This window comes from Chryseolinea lacunae (assembly GCF_016735595.1).
In the GTDB taxonomy this organism is placed as follows: domain Bacteria; phylum Bacteroidota; class Bacteroidia; order Cytophagales; family Cyclobacteriaceae; genus Chryseolinea; species Chryseolinea lacunae.
Map to the genome: position 1 here is coordinate 140,081 of NZ_JAERRB010000014.1, position 17,995 is coordinate 158,075.

At 53.2% G+C, this 17,995-nt stretch carries 17 protein-coding genes; 10 read left to right on the forward strand and 7 right to left on the reverse strand.

Going from position 1 to position 17,995, the window contains the following annotated elements; translation table 11 throughout:
* Window positions 1–28 precede the first annotated feature (28 nt).
* Window positions 29–700 carry a hypothetical protein gene (locus JI741_RS28175; RefSeq protein WP_202015405.1) on the reverse strand — a complete coding sequence of 224 codons (672 nt, stop codon included), beginning with the start codon at window positions 698–700 and terminating at the stop codon, window positions 29–31.
* Window positions 690–986, reverse strand: coding sequence for an RNA polymerase sigma factor (locus JI741_RS28180; protein WP_202015407.1), 297 nt, complete (start codon window positions 984–986; stop codon window positions 690–692). The genes JI741_RS28175 and JI741_RS28180 overlap by 11 nt, the downstream gene beginning before the upstream one ends.
* Here JI741_RS28180 and JI741_RS28185 point away from each other — a divergent pair.
* From JI741_RS28185 to JI741_RS28210, 6 genes are all read left to right on the forward strand, one after another.
* The gene (locus JI741_RS28185; RefSeq protein ID WP_202015409.1) at window positions 985–1,251 is read left to right on the forward strand and encodes a hypothetical protein; all 267 of its coding nucleotides are present in this window, start codon (window positions 985–987) and stop codon (window positions 1,249–1,251) included. The genes JI741_RS28180 and JI741_RS28185 overlap by 2 nt on opposite strands.
* 164 nt (window positions 1,252–1,415) lie before the next feature.
* Window positions 1,416–3,413 carry a vWA domain-containing protein gene (locus tag JI741_RS28190; protein WP_202015411.1) on the forward strand — a complete coding sequence of 666 codons (1,998 nt, stop codon included), beginning with the start codon at window positions 1,416–1,418 and terminating at the stop codon, window positions 3,411–3,413.
* Between the two features lie 166 nt (window positions 3,414–3,579).
* A complete protein-coding gene (locus tag JI741_RS28195) occupies window positions 3,580–4,839 on the forward strand; it encodes a dihydroorotase (protein WP_202015413.1) in 1,260 nt (419 codons plus the stop codon).
* Between the two features lie 16 nt (window positions 4,840–4,855).
* On the forward strand, window positions 4,856–5,380 hold the full coding sequence (locus JI741_RS28200; RefSeq protein ID WP_202015415.1) for a DUF4199 domain-containing protein: 525 nt from the start codon (window positions 4,856–4,858) through the stop codon (window positions 5,378–5,380).
* A gap of 6 nt (window positions 5,381–5,386) precedes the next feature.
* Window positions 5,387–5,920: a DUF4199 domain-containing protein gene (locus JI741_RS28205; protein WP_202015417.1), complete on the forward strand. Its 534-nt coding sequence runs from the start codon at window positions 5,387–5,389 to the stop codon at window positions 5,918–5,920.
* A gap of 9 nt (window positions 5,921–5,929) precedes the next feature.
* Window positions 5,930–6,925 carry a glycosyltransferase family 2 protein gene (locus JI741_RS28210; protein ID WP_202015419.1) on the forward strand — a complete coding sequence of 332 codons (996 nt, stop codon included), beginning with the start codon at window positions 5,930–5,932 and terminating at the stop codon, window positions 6,923–6,925.
* A gap of 44 nt (window positions 6,926–6,969) precedes the next feature.
* Here JI741_RS28210 and JI741_RS28215 read toward each other — a convergent pair whose 3' ends face one another.
* Entirely contained in the window at window positions 6,970–8,484 is a 1,515-nt protein-coding gene (locus tag JI741_RS28215) for a M20/M25/M40 family metallo-hydrolase (RefSeq protein ID WP_202015421.1), read from the reverse strand.
* Window positions 8,485–8,625: 141 nt separating this feature from the next.
* Between JI741_RS28215 and JI741_RS28220 the strand changes: the two genes are divergently transcribed.
* The 4 genes from JI741_RS28220 to JI741_RS28235 all read left to right on the forward strand — a co-directional run bounded on the left by JI741_RS28220 (window position 8,626) and on the right by JI741_RS28235 (window position 12,875).
* Complete coding sequence (locus JI741_RS28220) at window positions 8,626–9,591, forward strand: glycosyltransferase family 2 protein (protein ID WP_202015423.1); 966 nt, start codon at window positions 8,626–8,628, stop codon at window positions 9,589–9,591.
* Between the two features lie 91 nt (window positions 9,592–9,682).
* The gene (locus JI741_RS28225; protein ID WP_202015425.1) at window positions 9,683–10,918 is read left to right on the forward strand and encodes an OmpA family protein; all 1,236 of its coding nucleotides are present in this window, start codon (window positions 9,683–9,685) and stop codon (window positions 10,916–10,918) included.
* Between the two features lie 127 nt (window positions 10,919–11,045).
* A complete protein-coding gene (locus JI741_RS28230; protein ID WP_236676311.1) occupies window positions 11,046–11,822 on the forward strand; it encodes a hypothetical protein in 777 nt (258 codons plus the stop codon).
* A gap of 21 nt (window positions 11,823–11,843) precedes the next feature.
* Window positions 11,844–12,875: a tetratricopeptide repeat protein gene (locus JI741_RS28235; protein WP_202015427.1), complete on the forward strand. Its 1,032-nt coding sequence runs from the start codon at window positions 11,844–11,846 to the stop codon at window positions 12,873–12,875.
* Window position 12,876: 1 nt separating this feature from the next.
* On the opposite strand, the gene JI741_RS28240 is transcribed toward JI741_RS28235, so the two are convergent.
* From JI741_RS28240 to JI741_RS28255, 4 genes are all read right to left on the reverse strand, one after another.
* Window positions 12,877–13,161, reverse strand: coding sequence for a GNAT family N-acetyltransferase (locus JI741_RS28240; RefSeq protein WP_202015429.1), 285 nt, complete (start codon window positions 13,159–13,161; stop codon window positions 12,877–12,879).
* Entirely contained in the window at window positions 13,158–14,294 is a 1,137-nt protein-coding gene (locus JI741_RS28245) for an MFS transporter (RefSeq protein ID WP_202015431.1), read from the reverse strand. Before JI741_RS28245 ends, JI741_RS28240 begins: the two co-directional genes overlap by 4 nt.
* A gap of 118 nt (window positions 14,295–14,412) precedes the next feature.
* On the reverse strand, window positions 14,413–16,827 hold the full coding sequence (locus tag JI741_RS28250; protein ID WP_202015433.1) for a hypothetical protein: 2,415 nt from the start codon (window positions 16,825–16,827) through the stop codon (window positions 14,413–14,415).
* 16 nt (window positions 16,828–16,843) lie between these two features.
* On the reverse strand, window positions 16,844–17,995 hold the full coding sequence (locus tag JI741_RS28255) for a DUF4249 domain-containing protein (protein WP_202015435.1): 1,152 nt from the start codon (window positions 17,993–17,995) through the stop codon (window positions 16,844–16,846).

A 17,995-nucleotide genomic window follows, 5' to 3' on the forward strand; every position in this document is an offset into this window, starting at 1 on the left:
GATGATGCGGAACGTTTTTCGCGACCCGTTAATTAATTCGGGCCGTCATGCTTTTCTCCTGATCGTCTAGCGTGTTTTTTAAATCGCGCTCGTGGCGTTTGAAAAGTTTGAGCCGCGACACTTTTTGTTTGTGTTCCACCAAGGTGTCTTTCGATGACGTTTCCAGGATGCCGACGATGGCGTGAATGACTTTTTTGTGTTGCACGGGATGTGTAATCGTGTCGGTTGATTCATTTCGGATGTCCTGTTGCATCCATTTTTCCAGTGTGATAGGTCCGGCGATAGACGACAGCGTGTCGCTTGGTGTGGTGGTGTTATTCATTCTTTCGGGATCGCGATGAGAAGGCGTGCCACGCAGATCACCACGCGATGTCAGTGTGAGAAACGGTTCCGGATGTTCAGCCTTCTGCAAAGCCTCTGACATGCAATCGTCTTTTTGAATAGACGACTGCGGCATACCCTCAGGCATTGCATATACGACCACGTGTGGAGTATGCGTTTGTAGCAGCAGGTCATCCGAAAAAAACGAAAGCGCCATCAACACCGACGCGGCAGCGGCAACATACCGAAAGCTATTTCTTGACCGTGGCTGCTCGGCTTTGCGAACGGATTGCCACGCGGCCTGCTTCGACCACGCAACGGGTATTGCTTCGGCTTGCCACACTTTTTCGCGAATGCGTTTTTCAATTTCATGTTCCATAGTGAAATCCCTCCTGCGACATCATTTTTTTTAACAAGGCTTTTGCTTTGAACAACTGCGACCGCGACGTGCCCACCGCAATGTGCAGCATGCGGCCAATCTCGTCGTGATCGTAGCCCTCCACCACAAACAGGTTGAACACCGTGCGATAGCCCGTGGGCAACCGCGCAATGAACGCATAGACGTCGGCCGCGTCCAGCTCGGCAAAGGCGTTGAGGTCCGCTTCGGGCAACGACGCATCCAGGCTTTCCATGAGGTTGAAGTTGTGACGCTGGCGCAGCCACATGAGCGCCTCGTTCACCACCACCTTGCGCATCCAACCTTCCAGACTGCCCGTCGCCCAGATAGCGAAAGGTGGTGAGGCCGCGCAGAATTTTGGTGAACGCCCGGATGAGCACATCCTCGGCGTCGGGCTGGCTTTTCACGTAGCGGCAGGCGAGCCGGTAAAGCCGATCGGAATACAGGCCATAGAGATGCTCCTGTGCTTTCGGGTTTGCCTGTTGGCATTGCTTCACCAGCTCGGGTTCGTTCAAGGTCTTGCTTGCGATTAGGGTTATGCTTTGGAAATGCGGCCACCGCGCCGGGCGTTGCCTGGGCTGTGATTTTTTTTGAGGATGAGGCGGGTGGGCGATAAAGTTTCAACAATCTCCCTCGGGGCGGGGCGTTTATAGGAACGGGATGTCGGAAGCACCCTTTTTTAATTAGTTTTGTTCGCATGAGTTTTCTATACCCTTCTTTTCTGTGGGCATTGGCCGTTCTCTCTGTTCCCGTTATTATCCATTTATTCAATTTCCGCCGCACCACCCGGGTATATTTTTCAAACACACGGTTTCTGAAGCAAGTAAAGGAAGCGTCAACCGCCAAGCGCAAGCTGAAGCACTACCTCATTCTGGCGGCCCGGCTGCTGTTCCTGTTCTTCCTGGTCGTCACCTTCTGCCAGCCGGTCATTCCCGCGCGCGAGCAAATGGGCGCCAACCAGAACATCGTGCTCTACCTCGACAACTCCCAAAGCATGTCGGCCCAAACCGACGACAAAACCCGTGGCCTGGACGCCGCCGTGAGCTTCGCCCGCAGCATTGTGGACGTGTTTCCGCCCGACACCCGCTACCGGCTCATCACCAACGACTTTTCTCCTTTTTCTAACACCTATAAAACCAAAGCCGAAGTACTGGACCTGCTCACCCAGGTGCGTCTGTCGCCGGTGAGCCGCACGTATGCCGAAATACAGGAACGCATCCGCCAGGAAGGCACGCGGCGCAACCCGGAAATCTTCTGGGTGTCGGACCTGCAGAAGTCAACGCTGGGTCCCATCACCACCGCGCCCGACAGCAGCACACGGCTGCACGTGGTGCCCATTGCCTTTGGACAACTCTCGAATGTTTTTGTGGACTCGGCCTATCTCGAAAATCCCTTCTCGGCAGGCGGCGGCAAAAACGTGTTGCACGTGAAGGTGCGCAACGATGGCCGCAAGGATGTGGAACAGCTCAACCTGAAACTCACCATCAACGGCGTGCAGGCCGGCACGTCGCTGCTCAACGTGCCCCAGGCGGGCATCGCCGAAACCACGTTCGACCTCACCACCGGGCTATCGGGCCTGAACAAAGCGCGAATCACGTTCAACGACTTTCCCGTGAGCTTTGACAACGAGTTTTTTGTGGCCCTGAATTTCACCGACAAAATCACCGTGCTCGAAATCAAGAACACGCCGGGTGCCACCGTGGTAGAAAAAGTATTTGGCAACAAAGACGTGTTCCGCTTTGCATCCTACCCCGTCAACAATTTTAACTACAGCCTGTTGCCGCAAGCCGACCTGGTGGTGGTGAATGGGCTCAACAGCATCGACGCATCACTAGGGGGAGCGTTGCGCCGCTATGTGTCAGACCAGGGCACGTTGCTGGTGGTGCCGGGATCGACACCCGACGCGGCGAGCCTCCGGGGCTTCCTGCAATTGCCGACCCTGAAGCTCACCGAAAACAAAACACCGGCCGAACTGGACCGGCCCGATTTCTCCAACCCGTTTTTCGAAAACATCTTCGAAGAGAAGTCGGTGGCCCTTGCCATGCCCAAAGCGACACGACGGCTGGATTGGGGTGCCGACAACACGGCGTTGCTGAAGTTCAAGGATGGCACGCCGTTTCTGTCGATGTTTGCCCAGCAAGGCAAGCTCTATGTGATGGCCTGCGCGCTGGAGGCCGACCAGACCGACTTCTTTAACCACGCCGTGTTTGTGCCGGTGATGTACCGGATGGCCGCCAGCGGAAAACGGAACGAACTGAAACCCTACTATACCCTGTCGGAAGATTTTATTACCCTGCACGTCGACAGCCTGAAAGGGGAGGAGCCGTTGCGGTGGGTGGGCGCCGAAGAGGTGGTGCCAGCACAGCGCAACGTGAACGACGATGTGATTTTTGATATCCCCAAGTTTTCGATCGTGAAGGGATTCTATAACGTGGTGATGCGCCGCGACACCATTAACCTGCTGGCTTTCAACCTCGACAAGGCCGAATCGCTCATGGCCCAGTTTTCGGGCGAAGAGGTGAAGGCCGCGCTGGGCGGCGGCGACAACATCACAATTTTTAAGGTTGGCTCGGCCGATGCTTTCAGCAAAGAAATAAAGGAGCGATATTTGGGCACACCTTTGTGGAAATACGCGCTGTTGCTGGCGCTGACCTTCCTCCTGGCGGAAATTCTGCTGATCAGGTTCTTAAAGTAAACACGCGAAATGAAAATGGCATATGTGCACCGGTTCCTCCAGCTTCAGCCCGACGGAATTGAGCAGTGTTGTGCCAACATTGTGCTGGTGCAGAAGATGATTGACGTTTCCGTATCCTGAAAAAATCACAGCAACACCGGAATCAAACCCGTGAACACTAGTAAGCATGAAGATACTCATACAACACGCTGAAATTCTTGATCCTGCTTCGTCCTTCCATCAAAAAGAAAAAAATGTTTTAATCAACAACGGCCGCATCATCGAAATCGGTGACAAGAACTACACGGCCGACAAGGTGATCAAAGCCGACGGCATGAAGCTGTCTACGGGCTGGTTCGACATCGGCACTTTTGCCGGCGACCCGGGCCTGGAACACAAGGAAGATCTGGAGTCGGTGTCGCGCGCGGCTGCAGCGGGTGGGTTCACGGGCATTGCCCTGCTTCCCAACACCGTGCCCTGCGTGCAAACCAAAAACGAAATCAGCTACCTGGTGAAGGGCAACGACACCCAGCTGGTGCAAATACATCCGCTGGCGGCCGTCACCAAAAACAACAAAGGCGAAGAGCTGACCGAAATGATCGACCTGCACGAAGCGGGCGCAGCGGCTTTCACGGACGGTCTCAAGTCCATCTGGCACACCGACATCTTCCTGAAGTCGTTGCAGTATGTGCAAAAATTCAACGGCCTCATCATCGATCATCCCGAAGACATCTGGCTGAACCTGTTTGGCCAGATGCACGAGGGCATCAACAGCACCATGCTGGGGCTGAAGGGCATGCCGCGCATTGCCGAAGACGTGGCCGTGGGCCGCAACCTGGAACTGCTGGGCTATGCGGGCGGCCGGCTGCACTTCGCGAAAATATCGACCGGCAAATCGGTAGACATGATCCGTGCCGCCAAAAAGAAACTGAACGTTACGTGCGACATCGCCATCTACCAGCCCCTGCTGGACGACAGCCTGCTGGCCACGTTCGACACCAACTATAAAGTGAATCCGCCCCTGCGCGAAAAGGCCGACAACGATGCGCTCATCAAGGCGCTGAAAGACGGCACCATCGACGTGCTTTGCTCGGGCCACACACCACACGAAGACGAAAGCAAAAGCCTGGAGTTCGACCTGGCCGACTTCGGCATGATCAACCTCCAAACCTTTGGCATGCACCTGGCTGCGCTGGCCGAAACCGTGGCGTGGGACACGCTGATCGAAAAAGTGACGGTAAACCCCCGCAAGCTGTTGGGTCTGGAACTTCCGAAAATTGAAGTGGAGGAAAAAGCAAACCTCACCCTGTTCGACCCCAACCGAAGCTGGCTGTTCGACGAGCGGGCCAACTATTCAAGGGCCAAAAACTCGCCGTGGCTGAACCGGCAAATCAAAGGAAAAGTGATCGCGGTCTTCAACAACGGCCGCAACAAAATAGACGACTAACGCAGCGACTCTTCGCATGACTTCAAAACTCTTTCGCATCTCTGCGCGCTATGGGGCCGTGGGCGGCATACTGGCGTTCATCATGCTCATCGTGATGTATTACATGGGACGCCACCCCTTTCTGGTTGCTCCCTACCTGGACTTCCGGATACTGTTGTTCGGCGTATTTATTTATTTTACCCTGCGCGAATTCAGAGACTATGACCAGGAGGGCGTGCTTTATTTCTGGCAGGCCATGCTGGGTGGCCTGGCGGTGGTGATGCTCATGACCACCATTACCTCAGTGCTGCTGCTGATTTTTGGAACGTGGGACAACGGTTTTGTGACTACCTACATCACTGAAATGACGGCCTATGTGAAGGCTTTTCCAAAAGAAGATATCGAACGAATCGGGAAGGAAGTGTATGCGCGTAATTTAGAGGCCCTGCCCACGACTAACATGTGGAAATTGGCCGTGACCTACTTTATGCAAGGTTTGATGATCGGCTTTTTCGTGAATATTATTATTTCCGTAATTCTTAGACGACAACCTAAAACCTAACCAATTATGACTGAATCTGCAGCATCAGAAATCACCACCCGCTCAACCGGCATTCGTTACGGCGTTATTATGGGCGTGATCGGCATCGTTTACTTCGTGGGCCTCAACCTGGCCGACGTAGACATGTCAAAAGGCATTGCCAAATGGGGAATGTCCCTGGTCAGCATCGTGATCATTTTCCTGGCCCAAAAGTACTACAGAGACAACGGCGACAGCTTTATGTCCTACGGCCAGGGCATCGGCATTGCATTCTGGACCGGAGTGGTCTCGTCTGTGTTGTCGAGTATTTTCACCTACATCTACATCAAGTTTGTAGACACCGGCTACATCACCAAAATCCGCGAGGCCGCCCAGGCCGAAATGGAAGCCAAAGGCCAATCGGACGAGCAGATTGAAATGGCCATGAAATTTGTGGATATGTTCACCAATGCCGAAGCCATTCTTATCTTTGGGATTGTTTTCGGGATCATTGGCTCTGTGGTGATCGGCCTTTTGGTGTCGATTGTCATGCAGAAGCCGCGCCCCGAAACAGCGCTTTAAATCAACCGCATGAACCTTGATATTTCAGTGGTCGTCCCTGCAAAAGACGAAGAGGAATCTATTCCCGAACTGTGCCAGTGGATAAGCCGTGTGATGCAAACACACGGCTTTTCCTATGAGGTACTTTTTATCGACGACGGCAGCACCGACAACACGTGGCAGCAGATCATGACCATGCACGAGACCAACCCCAACATCAAGGGCATTCGCTTCAACCGGAACTTTGGCAAGTCGGCCGCCCTGCAAACCGGCTTCCGCGCCGCCCAGGGCAAAGTGGTCATCACCATGGACTCTGACCTGCAAGACAGCCCCGACGAAATTCCGGAACTCTACAAGATGGTGACCACCGACGGCTATCACCTGGTGTCGGGCTGGAAAAAGAAACGCCACGATCCACTGTCGAAAACCGTTCCCTCCAAATTCTTTAACTACGTGACCGCGAAACTCTCGGGCATCAAACTCCACGATTTTAATTGTGGACTGAAGGCCTATCAATCGCGCGTGGTGAAAAACATTACGGTGTATGGCGAGATGCACCGCTACATTCCGGTGATTGCCAAATGGGCGGGCTTCACCAAAATCACCGAGAAAGTGGTGGAACATCGCGAACGCAAATTCGGTGTCACCAAGTTTGGGCTGGAGCGTTTCATCAACGGCTTTCTCGACCTCATCTCCATCACGTTTGTGAGCCGCTTCCGCCAAAAGCCCATGCACTTCTTTGGCACGTGGGGAACACTGTCATTTCTGATCGGCTTCCTGTTCACCTGCAAACTCTTCTGGGATAAAATCAACGCGCTCTTCATCTCCAAGGTCCCCATCAAACGCGACATCACTGATCAACCGATATTCTACCTGGCCCTGGTGGCACTGATCATCGGCGTGCAACTTTTTGTGACCGGATTTTTGGCAGAAATGTTCGCGATGCAATCGCTCTCCAAACGCGACTATCTGGTGATTGAAAGAGTGGGGCTAGCCGAAGCCGAACAGGCAAAAGTTCTGGATTGATCTTTCACACGATTTTAAGAATACAGGAAAAGCTTTGACCACCGTCAAAGCTTTTCTGTTAATATGGCGAGAAAGGTTTTCACCGCATCCACATAGTTCCCCACGCGGATGTTTTCATTTTCCGCATGCTGGTTGTTGTCGGGATTCACCGTGGGCACGGCCACCGCGGGAATGTTTAGTGTGACCACAAACGGCGAGATGGGAATGGAGCCGCCCGCCATCCGGATCTTGATGGGCTCTTTGCCATAGGCCTTCACCATAGCTTTGCTAAGCCACACACCGCACTCCGAATCGAACGGTGTTTGAAACGCTTCATACGACACGGCTGCATTGAACGAAGCGATCTTCGGATATTGCTGACGCTCTTCGTCGGTCGGTTCTGTTTTCACAAAATAATAGCCCTGGGCTTTCACGTGGTTGCGCACGAGGTTGATCAACCTAACGGGGTCGCTACCCGGCACGAGGCGCAGGTCAAGTTCGGCTACCGCTTTCGCGGGAATGAGGGTGCGGGCTTCTTCGCCCACAAAGAGTGCATCGAGTCCGCGAATGTTGAGCGATGGATATTGAATGGATTCCTGATAGCTGTTTCCCACTTTGTCGGTGGTGGCGATGCCGAGTTTCTGTTTGATTTCGTCTTCATTGTCGGGCACGCGTGCGAGAATTTTTTTCTCGTCGTCGCTCAGCACCACGCCGTCATAGAAACCAGGAATGGTCACACGGCCGTCGTCGTCTTTCATGGAGGCCAGCAGTTGCGAGAGGCGCAGGGCGGGGTTGGGTGCATAGTTGCCATAGTGGCCGCTATGCTGGGGCACACGCGGACCAAACGTGGTAAGCGTAATGTCGCAGATGCCACGTGCGCCAAAGGAGAGCGTGGGTTCGTTCCGGATGTGTTGCGGGCCATCGAAGATGATGAGCATGTCGGCGGCGAGATCCGATTTATATTCTGTGACGGCGTTGGGCAAATGGGGTGAGCCCAGCTCTTCTTCAAAGTCCATGATCACTTTCAGGTTGAAGTTGCTTTCGGTCTTCAACGCTTTCAGCGCATCGAGAGCGGCGAGGAACGCGGCGGCAGGTCCTTTGGCGTCGGCGGTGGAGCGTGCAAAGATGCGCCAGTCGCGTTCATAGCTGCCGTTCAGTTTTTCGTAGGGAATTTCTTTCCAGTTGCCTTGCGCGTCTTTTGTTTTCAGCGTCGGCTTCCATGGACTTTCCTGTTCCCACTGCGATGCCTTCACGGGCTGACCATCAATTTGCAGATAGACCAGCACGGTCTTCTTCGCCTGGCGGCTCTTGCGTTCGGCCAGCAACAACGGCACGGTGGAGGTGTTGAGGCGTTTGGTGGTGAAGCCTCGCTTGGCAAACGCGCTTTCGCACCAGCGCACATTTTTTTCGATGTCGCCGGGCATGTGTGCGTCGTTGGGAAGGCTTAACAGTTCATACAATTCGGCGAACGAATTTCGCGCGTGTACGTCGGCCAGGGCATCGAGTTTTTCGATGGTGAGTTTTTGCGCACTCGTAGTGCACCATCCTATGCTGCATAGGACGAACAGTAATTTTTTCATAGGTGTAACGAACTAACAATAAAAGTGTAAACGGTTAAAAGTCTTCAGCGTCATGCCCGGGCTCATGAGCATGTCGCTTGCGGCAACGCCCTGAAAATACAATTTTAATCCTTAATGTCTAACTTCTGCTTATTTTGCCGCATGAGAAGTCCGCGCTATTCCATTGTTGTTCCCGTCTACAACCGCCCGCAGGAAGTGGACGAATTGCTGGCGAGTCTGGCAACGCAAACCTTCCGCGATTTTGAAGTGATCGTTGTGGAAGACGGCTCGACACTTCGCTGCGACACGGTGGTGGATGCCTATCGCGACAAACTTGTTCTTCATTATTTTTTTAAACCCAACTCAGGCCCCGGACCCAGTCGCAATTTTGGATACGCGAAAGCAGCCGGAGAATATTTTATTGTGTTTGATTCCGACTGCATCATTCCACCCGACTATCTGGTTTCGGTTGAAAAGGCATTGCAGGAAAATGGATGGGATGCCTGGGGCGGCCCCGATCGTGCGCACGCCAACTTCACACCCGTGCAACGCGCGATGGGCTACACCATGGCGTCGGTGCTCACTACCGGAGGCATTCGTGGCGGCAAAAAACATGTGGGCGCCTTTCAGCCCCGCAGCTTCAACATGGGCATCTCGCGCAAGGTGTTCGAGGCCACACAAGGTTTCAAACTCGACCGCTTTGCCGAAGACATCGAGTTCAGCATTCGCATGCGCAACATGGGATTTCGCGTGGCCCTGATTCCCGAAGCTTTTGTCTATCATAAACGACGCACATCGTTTGGTCAGTTCTATCATCAGGTGTCGAACTTTGGCAAGGGGCGCATTCAGATCGGTCGTGTGCATCGCGGCGGAGTGAAACTTGCACATTGGTTTCCGGCTGTTTTTCTGTTGGGCACAGGTGTCCTCCTATTCCTTCCGTTGGTGAGTTGGCCGCTGTTCGTGCTGGCCTTCGCGGGGTTTGTGGTCTACCTGCTGGCGATCTTTGTCGATTCGCTGCGCGTCAACAAAGATGTTACGGTGGCGCTGCTGTCGGTGCCTGCGGCCTTGCTGCAATTGTGGGGCTATGGACTCGGATTTCTGAAAGAAAAGTTTAAAACCATACACTAAAAAGTATTCAATTAATCGATTGAGAAGCTTGATTAGATTAAAAAATTGGATATTTTTAAAAATTAATCGCACAAAAGAACACAGTCCTTACATGAAGAACCTAACGAGACTCGCCCTCCTTTTCGGGCTGTTGTGCATCTCCGGTCAAGTTTTTTCGCAAGAGTCCAACGAGCTGTCACCCGGCTATTATGTGGTGGCCAACGCTTATGCAAAGACCCGCGAGAACGTAGCGCAGAACTATGTAGATGTTTTGAAGCTGAAAGGCATTGAAGCCAGTTATGGCTATAACGCCTCGCGCGGCCTCTTCTTTGTCTACCTCAAGTATTTCGACAACCTGAAAGAGTCGTTGAAGTACATGAAATCGGTGCGCAGCCAGGAAGAATTTAAAAATGCCTGGGTGCGCGTCGTGCCCGGCGATATTGTTCCGGCAACTGCCTCGTCGGCCGTTCCCGAAACACGCACAACACCCGTGAGGCCAACAAACCGGCAGCCCACACCCCAACCTGTGCCTGCCACAAAAGCACCGGAAGGCGAAGCACCCAAGCCCGACACCACGCAGACTACGGCAGACATTATCGACAATCCTGAAATTCTGCAACACGAAGTGATGACGCTCGGCAACACCGAAGTGTTCCTCAGTCTCTATAATGCCCGCAACAACCGCATCGTGGCCGGCGATGTGCAGGTGATCGACACCGATCGCTCGCGCCTCATCACACGCGTGAAGGGAAATGAATACCTCATCCTGCCCGATCCCAAAAGCAAGTCGGGTCAGCTCACCCTGGTGTGCGACGCATTTGGCTATCGCAAAATTCAGCAGGAGATAAACTACCCGCTGCCGCTGGCCGACACAGTGAAAGAATACATCGACCTGATGGGCACCACGCTGGTCATCAACTTTGATCTTGTGCGTTATCACCGGGGCGATATCTCCACACTTTATAACGTCTACTTCTTCAACGACGCAGCCCTTATGCTGCCCGAGTCGACCTACGAGCTGAACAGCCTGCTGGCGATGATGGAAGAAAATCCGAAGTACCGCATCCGCCTGCACGGCCACACCAACGGCAACTACCACGGCAAGATCATCAGCGTAGGACCGGAGAAGAAATTTTTCACGCTCGACGGCTCTGTGCAAGGTGTTGGGTCGGCCAAAGACCTTTCGTTTAAACGCGCAGAAGTGATCAAACAATATCTGGAAAGCAAAGGCATCGAAGCCAGCCGCATGGAAATCAAAGCATGGGGTGGCAAACGTCCGGTATATGACAAGAGCAGCGTGAACGCCAAGAAGAACGTGCGCGTGGAAGTAGAAATCCTGGACGAATAATATTTCAATTCCCGATTGGAGCCCCGCTAGAAGCCCTGTTAGGGCTTTTGGCATTTTTAGCAGGTTTTCATTTCTTTGATAATACCAACGGGGGTTGCCCGGGTGGTTTTAAAACGTCTAACACATCATGATGAAAGTACTGAAGAGCTTTTTTTTGATCATCAACTACAAAACGCTGATCATCACATCGCTCTCCGTCATATCGACCTATGTTTGTTATCACCTCGGCCTCATCGCCAAATTTCCCGACATGCTGGTGGGGGTGGCCATTGTGTTTCCCGTGGTGTTTTCGATCGGGTCGGCCTATAATCGCAGGGAAGTAGCCCTGCAACGTTTCTCCGATTTCAAGGGCCACGCCATTGCGTTGTATTATGCTTCGCGCGATTGGACCAGCGACAAAGACAACGACCTGCCGGTGCAGGTGCGCTCGTTGGTAGCGTCTATGCTCACCCTGATGCGCGCCATGTTCACGTCGCAGCACCGGAAAGATTGGGAGGAGAACGAACGAAAAATATTTCAGTATTTTTCACAGCTGTCGGAAGTCACCGTAACGTTTCGTCGCCACGGCATTCCCAGCGGCGAGTTTTCGCGCCTGAGCCAGTATGTCAGCAAAATGATTATCGCCTTCGACAACCTGCGGATCATTCATGCCTATCGCACACCCATCACGCTGCGGGCCTACAGCAAAGTGTTCATTTATATTTTCCCCATTATCTACGGCCCTTACTTTGCCAGCACGTTCAAAGATTTTTCGTCGTCGCTCGAATATGTGATGCCCGTGTTGTACAGCTTCATCCTGGTGAGCCTCGACAACATTCAGGACCACCTAGAACATCCCTTCGACGAAATGGGTGAAGACGACATTCGCATCGACGAGAATGAAGTGATCCGTCATATGGACTAAAAAATCTTATCTTCGAAGAACATGACCAACGATTCCTCTTCCGGTTCTTCAAAAAACAAAACACGGCTCTATTTCGCGTTGAGCGTTTTCTTTTTGTTTGCCATGGCGTTGTTCTCGTCGGTCGACGGTTCGTTTGTGTCTATTTTTCTGGGCATCGCCGTGCTGTTCTTTTCGCTGGGCCTCTACACGCGCACGCCCCACACGCCCGCACAGCGCACCACGCAAAACTACGCGCAAAAGGATGCGCCCTTCACCGCTGCCACATTTCTGAAAGTGCTGGGGCAACGTTTTGCAAAGGGGCAGGGAAATCGGGGATACTCCGATCGGGCTCACGGCAACGCGAACGCACAGCAACAACGAAGTAAACTTGTGGTGGTCGTGTTCGTGGTGTTTATGTTTTCCATTTTCATCACCATTCTCCTGAGCGTGTTGTCGGGTGGTGATGGTCCCGATGCGGACTATTATTTTCAAATGGCCGAACAGGAATTTGTAGAACAGCAATACGACTCGGCCCGCGTTCACTATCGCAAAGCCTGGCAACGCAACGACGACTACAAGGAAGCATTTCTCGGTCACGCAAAAGCGATGTCGATGCTCAACCAAAATGATTCGGCAATTCTGCTCTGCGACCGCGCGCTGGCCATCGATGCCGACATGACGGCGGCTTCCTATACAAAGGCGGCGGCCTGCTTCAATCTCCAACGCTACGACGACGCAATAGCCATACTCACCCCACTCGTCGAAGATAATCCCGACGACAATGAATCGCGGCTGTTGCTGGCCGATACATACTATACCCGAAAGGAATACGACACGGCCCTGCCGCTCTATGAAAAGGTGTATGCCGATGAAGCGTCGCGCACCCGCATGCTCTGTCACGTGATGGCCTACCTCTACGACACAAAAGGTGAAGAAGCCAAAGCCATCCCGCTCTATCAGGAAGCCCTGCAATACGACAGCTCGGTGGTTGAAATTTACCAGCGCCTGGGCGAGCTCATGCCCGGCGACGACGGCAATGTGTATCGCGTGAAGGCCACGCAATTAAATCCCTAACTCATTTATCCAGCACATCCTGATATTCCGCAGTTTTGTCGAACACCGATTTGGCAAACGGGCAGAGTGGAAATATTTTCAGGGCATGTGTGCGTGCATAGTCAACAGCTGCAGCCACCAGCTGCTTACCGGCGCTTTGGCCGCGAAGCGCATCCGACACTTCGGTGTGATTGATGATGATGCGCGTGGCACCGGCCTTCGTGAAAATCATCTCGGCCTGACGCACGCCATTGTCTTCAACAAAAAATGACCCACGGGTTTCCGACTCTTCAAATTTTATGTTCATGATGCTTTTGATTTATAGCGAATGCCCAGGATGGTCATGAGCACAAACAATGCCGCCACAAGGGCCAGGGCCACACGCAGGGTTTGCGCGTTGGCAATGAACCCGATCAACGGCGGCCCCACCAGAAAGCCCGCATAGCCCACCGTGGTCACCATGGCCAATCCCACACCCGAAGGCAGTTCGCGCGTGCTACCCGCAATGCTGTAGGCAATGGGCACGATCGAAGAAAGCCCCAGGCCCACCAGAAAAAATCCGGCGATCGACACATACGGTTGGGGCAACGCGATGGCCAACGACAATCCCGTCACGGCCAGCAGACCTCCGATCACGATCATCTTCCGGTCGCCAAGCACCATGCGCGATTGATCACCAAACAAACGACCCAGCGTCATGGCGGAGGCAAAAGCCGAGAGGCCAATGGGGGCAAGCGACTTGGAAGAAAGAGCAATGTTCTCCATGTAGTTCACAGTCCATTCGGCCATGGCACCTTCGCCCATCATACAGCAAAACGCAATGATGCCAATGTTGATGAGCGATGGCGTGGGAAGGCGGAACAAGGGGCCATCGTGCTTCACCGCAGGATCGGGTTTGTCGTGAACAAGATTTCCACTGGACCAGGCCACGGCCAACAGCGATGCCCCAACAACCCACGCAAGGTGATGAGCAAGATCGATATCCAAGTCGTTGAACCACGCGGCCGACCACGCGCCAAGCATCATGCCGATGCTGAACAACGCATGAAAGGAAGTCATGATGGGTCTTCGATAATTTTGCTCTACCATCACCGCCTGCGAGTTCATCGCCACGTCGAACATGCCTGTTGCAAGCCCCATCAGAAAATACAACACTACGAGCGCCTGCAGGTTTGGCATCCACGGAATGAGTGGCACCACTGCGCAATAGAAAATGGCGGTGAGCAACGTGATGCGACGGCTTCCGTTCTTGATGATCACCCAACCGGCAAAAGGCATGGCCAACACAGCACCAAACGATGTGGCCAGCAGCACAAGACCAATCTCGCCGTTGTCGGCATCATAAAGCTCCTGGATGCGCGGCAATCGCGACACCCAGTTGGCCAGAATGAATCCGTTGATGAAGAAAGCAATTTTAACAGCAATGCGGTTGCGCAGCACGAGATGTGTTTTTAAATGTCCGGTGTTGTTACGAAAGATATGGTTTCCTCACCAAACCGGAAAGACAGAAGGGCAGCAAACCAACCGAACCTGCACAGGAATTTCTACACAGAAAAAATCAATGATCAAACTGCTTCACCGAAAACGATTGGGCGGTGGAGCCCGACTGGCCATCGGCCGTGAGGCCACGAATCACGATCGTATAGTCGCCCGTGACGTCGGACGTATAGAACTCCACATGTTGCTTGCCGTCTTTGGTGATCACCTGTGGCGCCCAGAACAACACGCTGCGACGGTCGGGCCATCGGCTGTCGTGCTGCTTTTGGTTTTCGTAGGTTGGCGAATAGAATTCGCGTTGCAGTTGAAGACCTTCATAGTCCATCACCATCGCCCTGGGGTCCAGCACAAAGCCCGCCATGTCGCCCGTGTAGGTGGTGTAGCTCACAAGCCCTGTCATCGACACGGTGCCCACATAATAGCGCCGCGTAAATACCTCCAGTTTTTTCACCTTCAGGGGATCGAACTCCATGATCTTGTCGATGTCGAACACGGGCACGCCGTCGAGCAGCACGATGGGGTCTTCGCTGAACACACCCTTGTGCACATCGTTGATGTTCATGAAATGAAAACCGTCTTTGCGTTTGCGCACCATCACACCGGGCACGTATTCGCGCATCACTTCTTCCATCACGGTGAAGCGGGTGTAGTCGTCAAGGAAATACTGTGCGTCGGGCTTGCCATAGAATGCGGAGCTGTCTTTCACCGCGTTTGAAATAATGTTCAGCTTGTCCTGATAAAAAATGTCCTGCACCTGCATGCCCATGTTGCGGGTAAGCAGCGATTTTTGAAGGGAAGACGAAACCGTGAACGGCGAAAATTTGTAGGCCGCAAACTTTTCCGAAAACGGATTGTCGATAGTGATGCGTCCTGCGCGCGCGCTGTCTTTGGCCATGTTGGCTTGCGCGATAATCTTTTTGGGACCAATAAAATCTTCGACTTCATAGTGCACTTCGCCAACGGCCGAGCTCACCGACGTGTAGAGCTGAATTTTTTTTGAAGGCGATGAAAGGTAAGTTGTGATGCCCCGTGCACCACCGCCATCGGGTGCTGCAATGTGACCCGTGATGATGTGCCCGCGGTATTCCGGAATAAACGTGATAGCCTTTGCGGGCGGAGTTAACACCTCGTTCCAGGAGAACCGTCGCCATCCGTGCGTGAGCATCAGGTTGTCGGCTGCCGCCAACGCTTCGGCGTCGTGGTGTTCCACATAATATTCAGGCGACTCCACGGCGCCCTTCAGGTCAGACGAAAGCCAAAGATAGCTATAGGCACCTTCTTGTGGAGGTCCCTGCAGTGAATCCAGTTTATAAACCGCCATCGAAAGATTGGCGACTGCGGGATGTTGTTGTCCGTTGCGCGCCGTGATGTCGATCGAAACTTTTCGACGAACACCGAACTGTGCCTGGCTGACTTCGGCCGCGAGAGTCAATTTTTTATCGGGCTGCACAAAATACAATCGCTCGCACCGGGGCTGAAGGTCGGCGTCGAAAACGGTGATGTGTGAGATGCCGGGCTGAAGGTCTTTTTTGGAAACAACTACCGTCGTGCTTCCCTGTTGCAGAAAATTTACCGTGGCCGACGACACACTGTTGCGCGCATGGATAAATACATATACAAATGGAGAGGCCACACCCTTCTGCTGAACCTTGATGGACAGCAGATCGTTTGCGCTGTCTTTCACAAGCAGTGTGTAGCCCGCATCCAGGGCAGCGGGAAGTTTTGTTGTATGCTTGCGTCCCTGCTCATCGGAAATCACCGCGCGATAGTCCTGATCGGGTTGGGGAGTAAATACAAAATTTCCAATGCCAAACTTCAACGGTTCAAAATGTGCCACGGTGTCGTTGAGTTGGTTCACTACGGCACCTTTGAAGCGTATTCCTTTTCCGGCTTTGTCGCTCACGCGAAAGGCAACCTTTGCGGGAATTCCCTTCACCAGGTTTCCACCTTCCGGGAAAAACTGGATCTCGGGAGCCGATGCTGTGGGCTTGTCAACGTCAAGCTTGCGAAAGGTATTGATGATGGTGATGGGGGCGTGGAAATAAAATTCGGGAGCAAAGTTTTTCATCCACCGTGTGTAGACGCGCACCACATAGTTTCCAGACGTGAGCGAAGCTGGCAGAAAGACTGACCCATTTCCCGTGCCGTTGTGCAAGGCAACCTTGGTCTGCACAAAAGTTTGTTTGTCTTTGTCCACCACTTCCAGGTAGGCCACCTTGCTCAGGTCGGACGTTGTGTGGGTTGTGCCGTTCACGACATAGAGCTTGAACCACAGGGTTTCGCCCGTGAGGTAAAGTGATTGATCGAGGTGGGCGTATATTTTTTCCGGATAACGATTGGTGCGATACCGATCGAACTTGCGTTGCAGCGAATCGAGCGGCGCCTGTTGTGCACGCGCAAACACGCAGGCAAACACAGCAAGTCCTGTTAGCAGAATTCTGGAATACAAACCGGGGAATATTTTTTTTGAGTTCATTGAACGTTGCCGTGGGTTATTTCCAAAAGTCAGGTTTTTTTGTGACGCCGCCCTTCACCCGGCAATCCATGCAAAAGCTCGACGATATTGTGTAGCCGATCGTGGAGGGCACGCCATAGGGACTGATGAAGTACGTGCCCTCGCCATACTGTTGCAGCCGGTTCAGCGGAATGGAATCGATCTGGCACGTGACACGCGGGTATATCTGAAGATAGTCGGGCAGTTCATAGAAGGAGATAAAAAGCCTTTCGCTCTTTTGCTGCCCGGCGCTGAAGTAGCCCAGCACAGGTTCGCTCAGATCGTTGCTGTGCACATTGCCCACCACCTGCGACGGCAGCGGATCGAACAGGCCGCCCAGGCTCTCCGTTGTTTTTTGCAACTCCGTCCAAAACGTGTAGGCATCTTTCGACAACGTGCGTTGCTCCACCAGAATACTATAGCGAACAGAAAGTTTGTCGCCACCTGCCGCGATGACCGTGAGGGGGAAGTCGCGAATCACATCCGACGAAAGCCGCTCCGACGATCCTACCAATATCGACGTGGAGTTCTTTGTAGTCCAGCAAGTCCCCACACGGTCAACTTCGGCAATATAGTCGGGTTTTCCGCCCGTCATCCGATAGCCGGGCTCATAGGGAGAACGGTATTGAAAAGTCTCTGTGTAGCGCCACAGGTAGTAGCGCGACTTTCCCGAATCGTCGTGTGTGTTGGTATAGAGGGTGATGCTCGATGCACTCGGCCGCCAGGTCACACTGTCGATGTCGGGCGTGGGATTCACATCCACATAGTCCGAGTAATATTCTTTGCCAAGCATCGTCCTGATGTGGAGGCGGTATTGATGTTCCGGGTTGATAGACAATCCAGCGGCGGTGTAGTTGCCCGTGCCGTCGCCATAGAGAAGAATCGTGTTGCCATCTTTCTCTTCCAGTTGCACCACGGCTTGCGCTTCCACCGGTGGTTTCCCACCATCGTCGAGCGCCACGGCATGCGAGAGGCGCACCGAAATGGACGCGTCGGTCTGATTGAGAAAACCATCCACCACAAAAAGATCAACCGTGTTTTCGATGGCCGGCGGAGCATAGGGCTCCAGGCATCCTGTGGCAAACAGGCCCACCAGGCTGCAGACAAACAGGCTGCGAAGTCTAAAGCAATATCGGGTCAGCATGGTCAT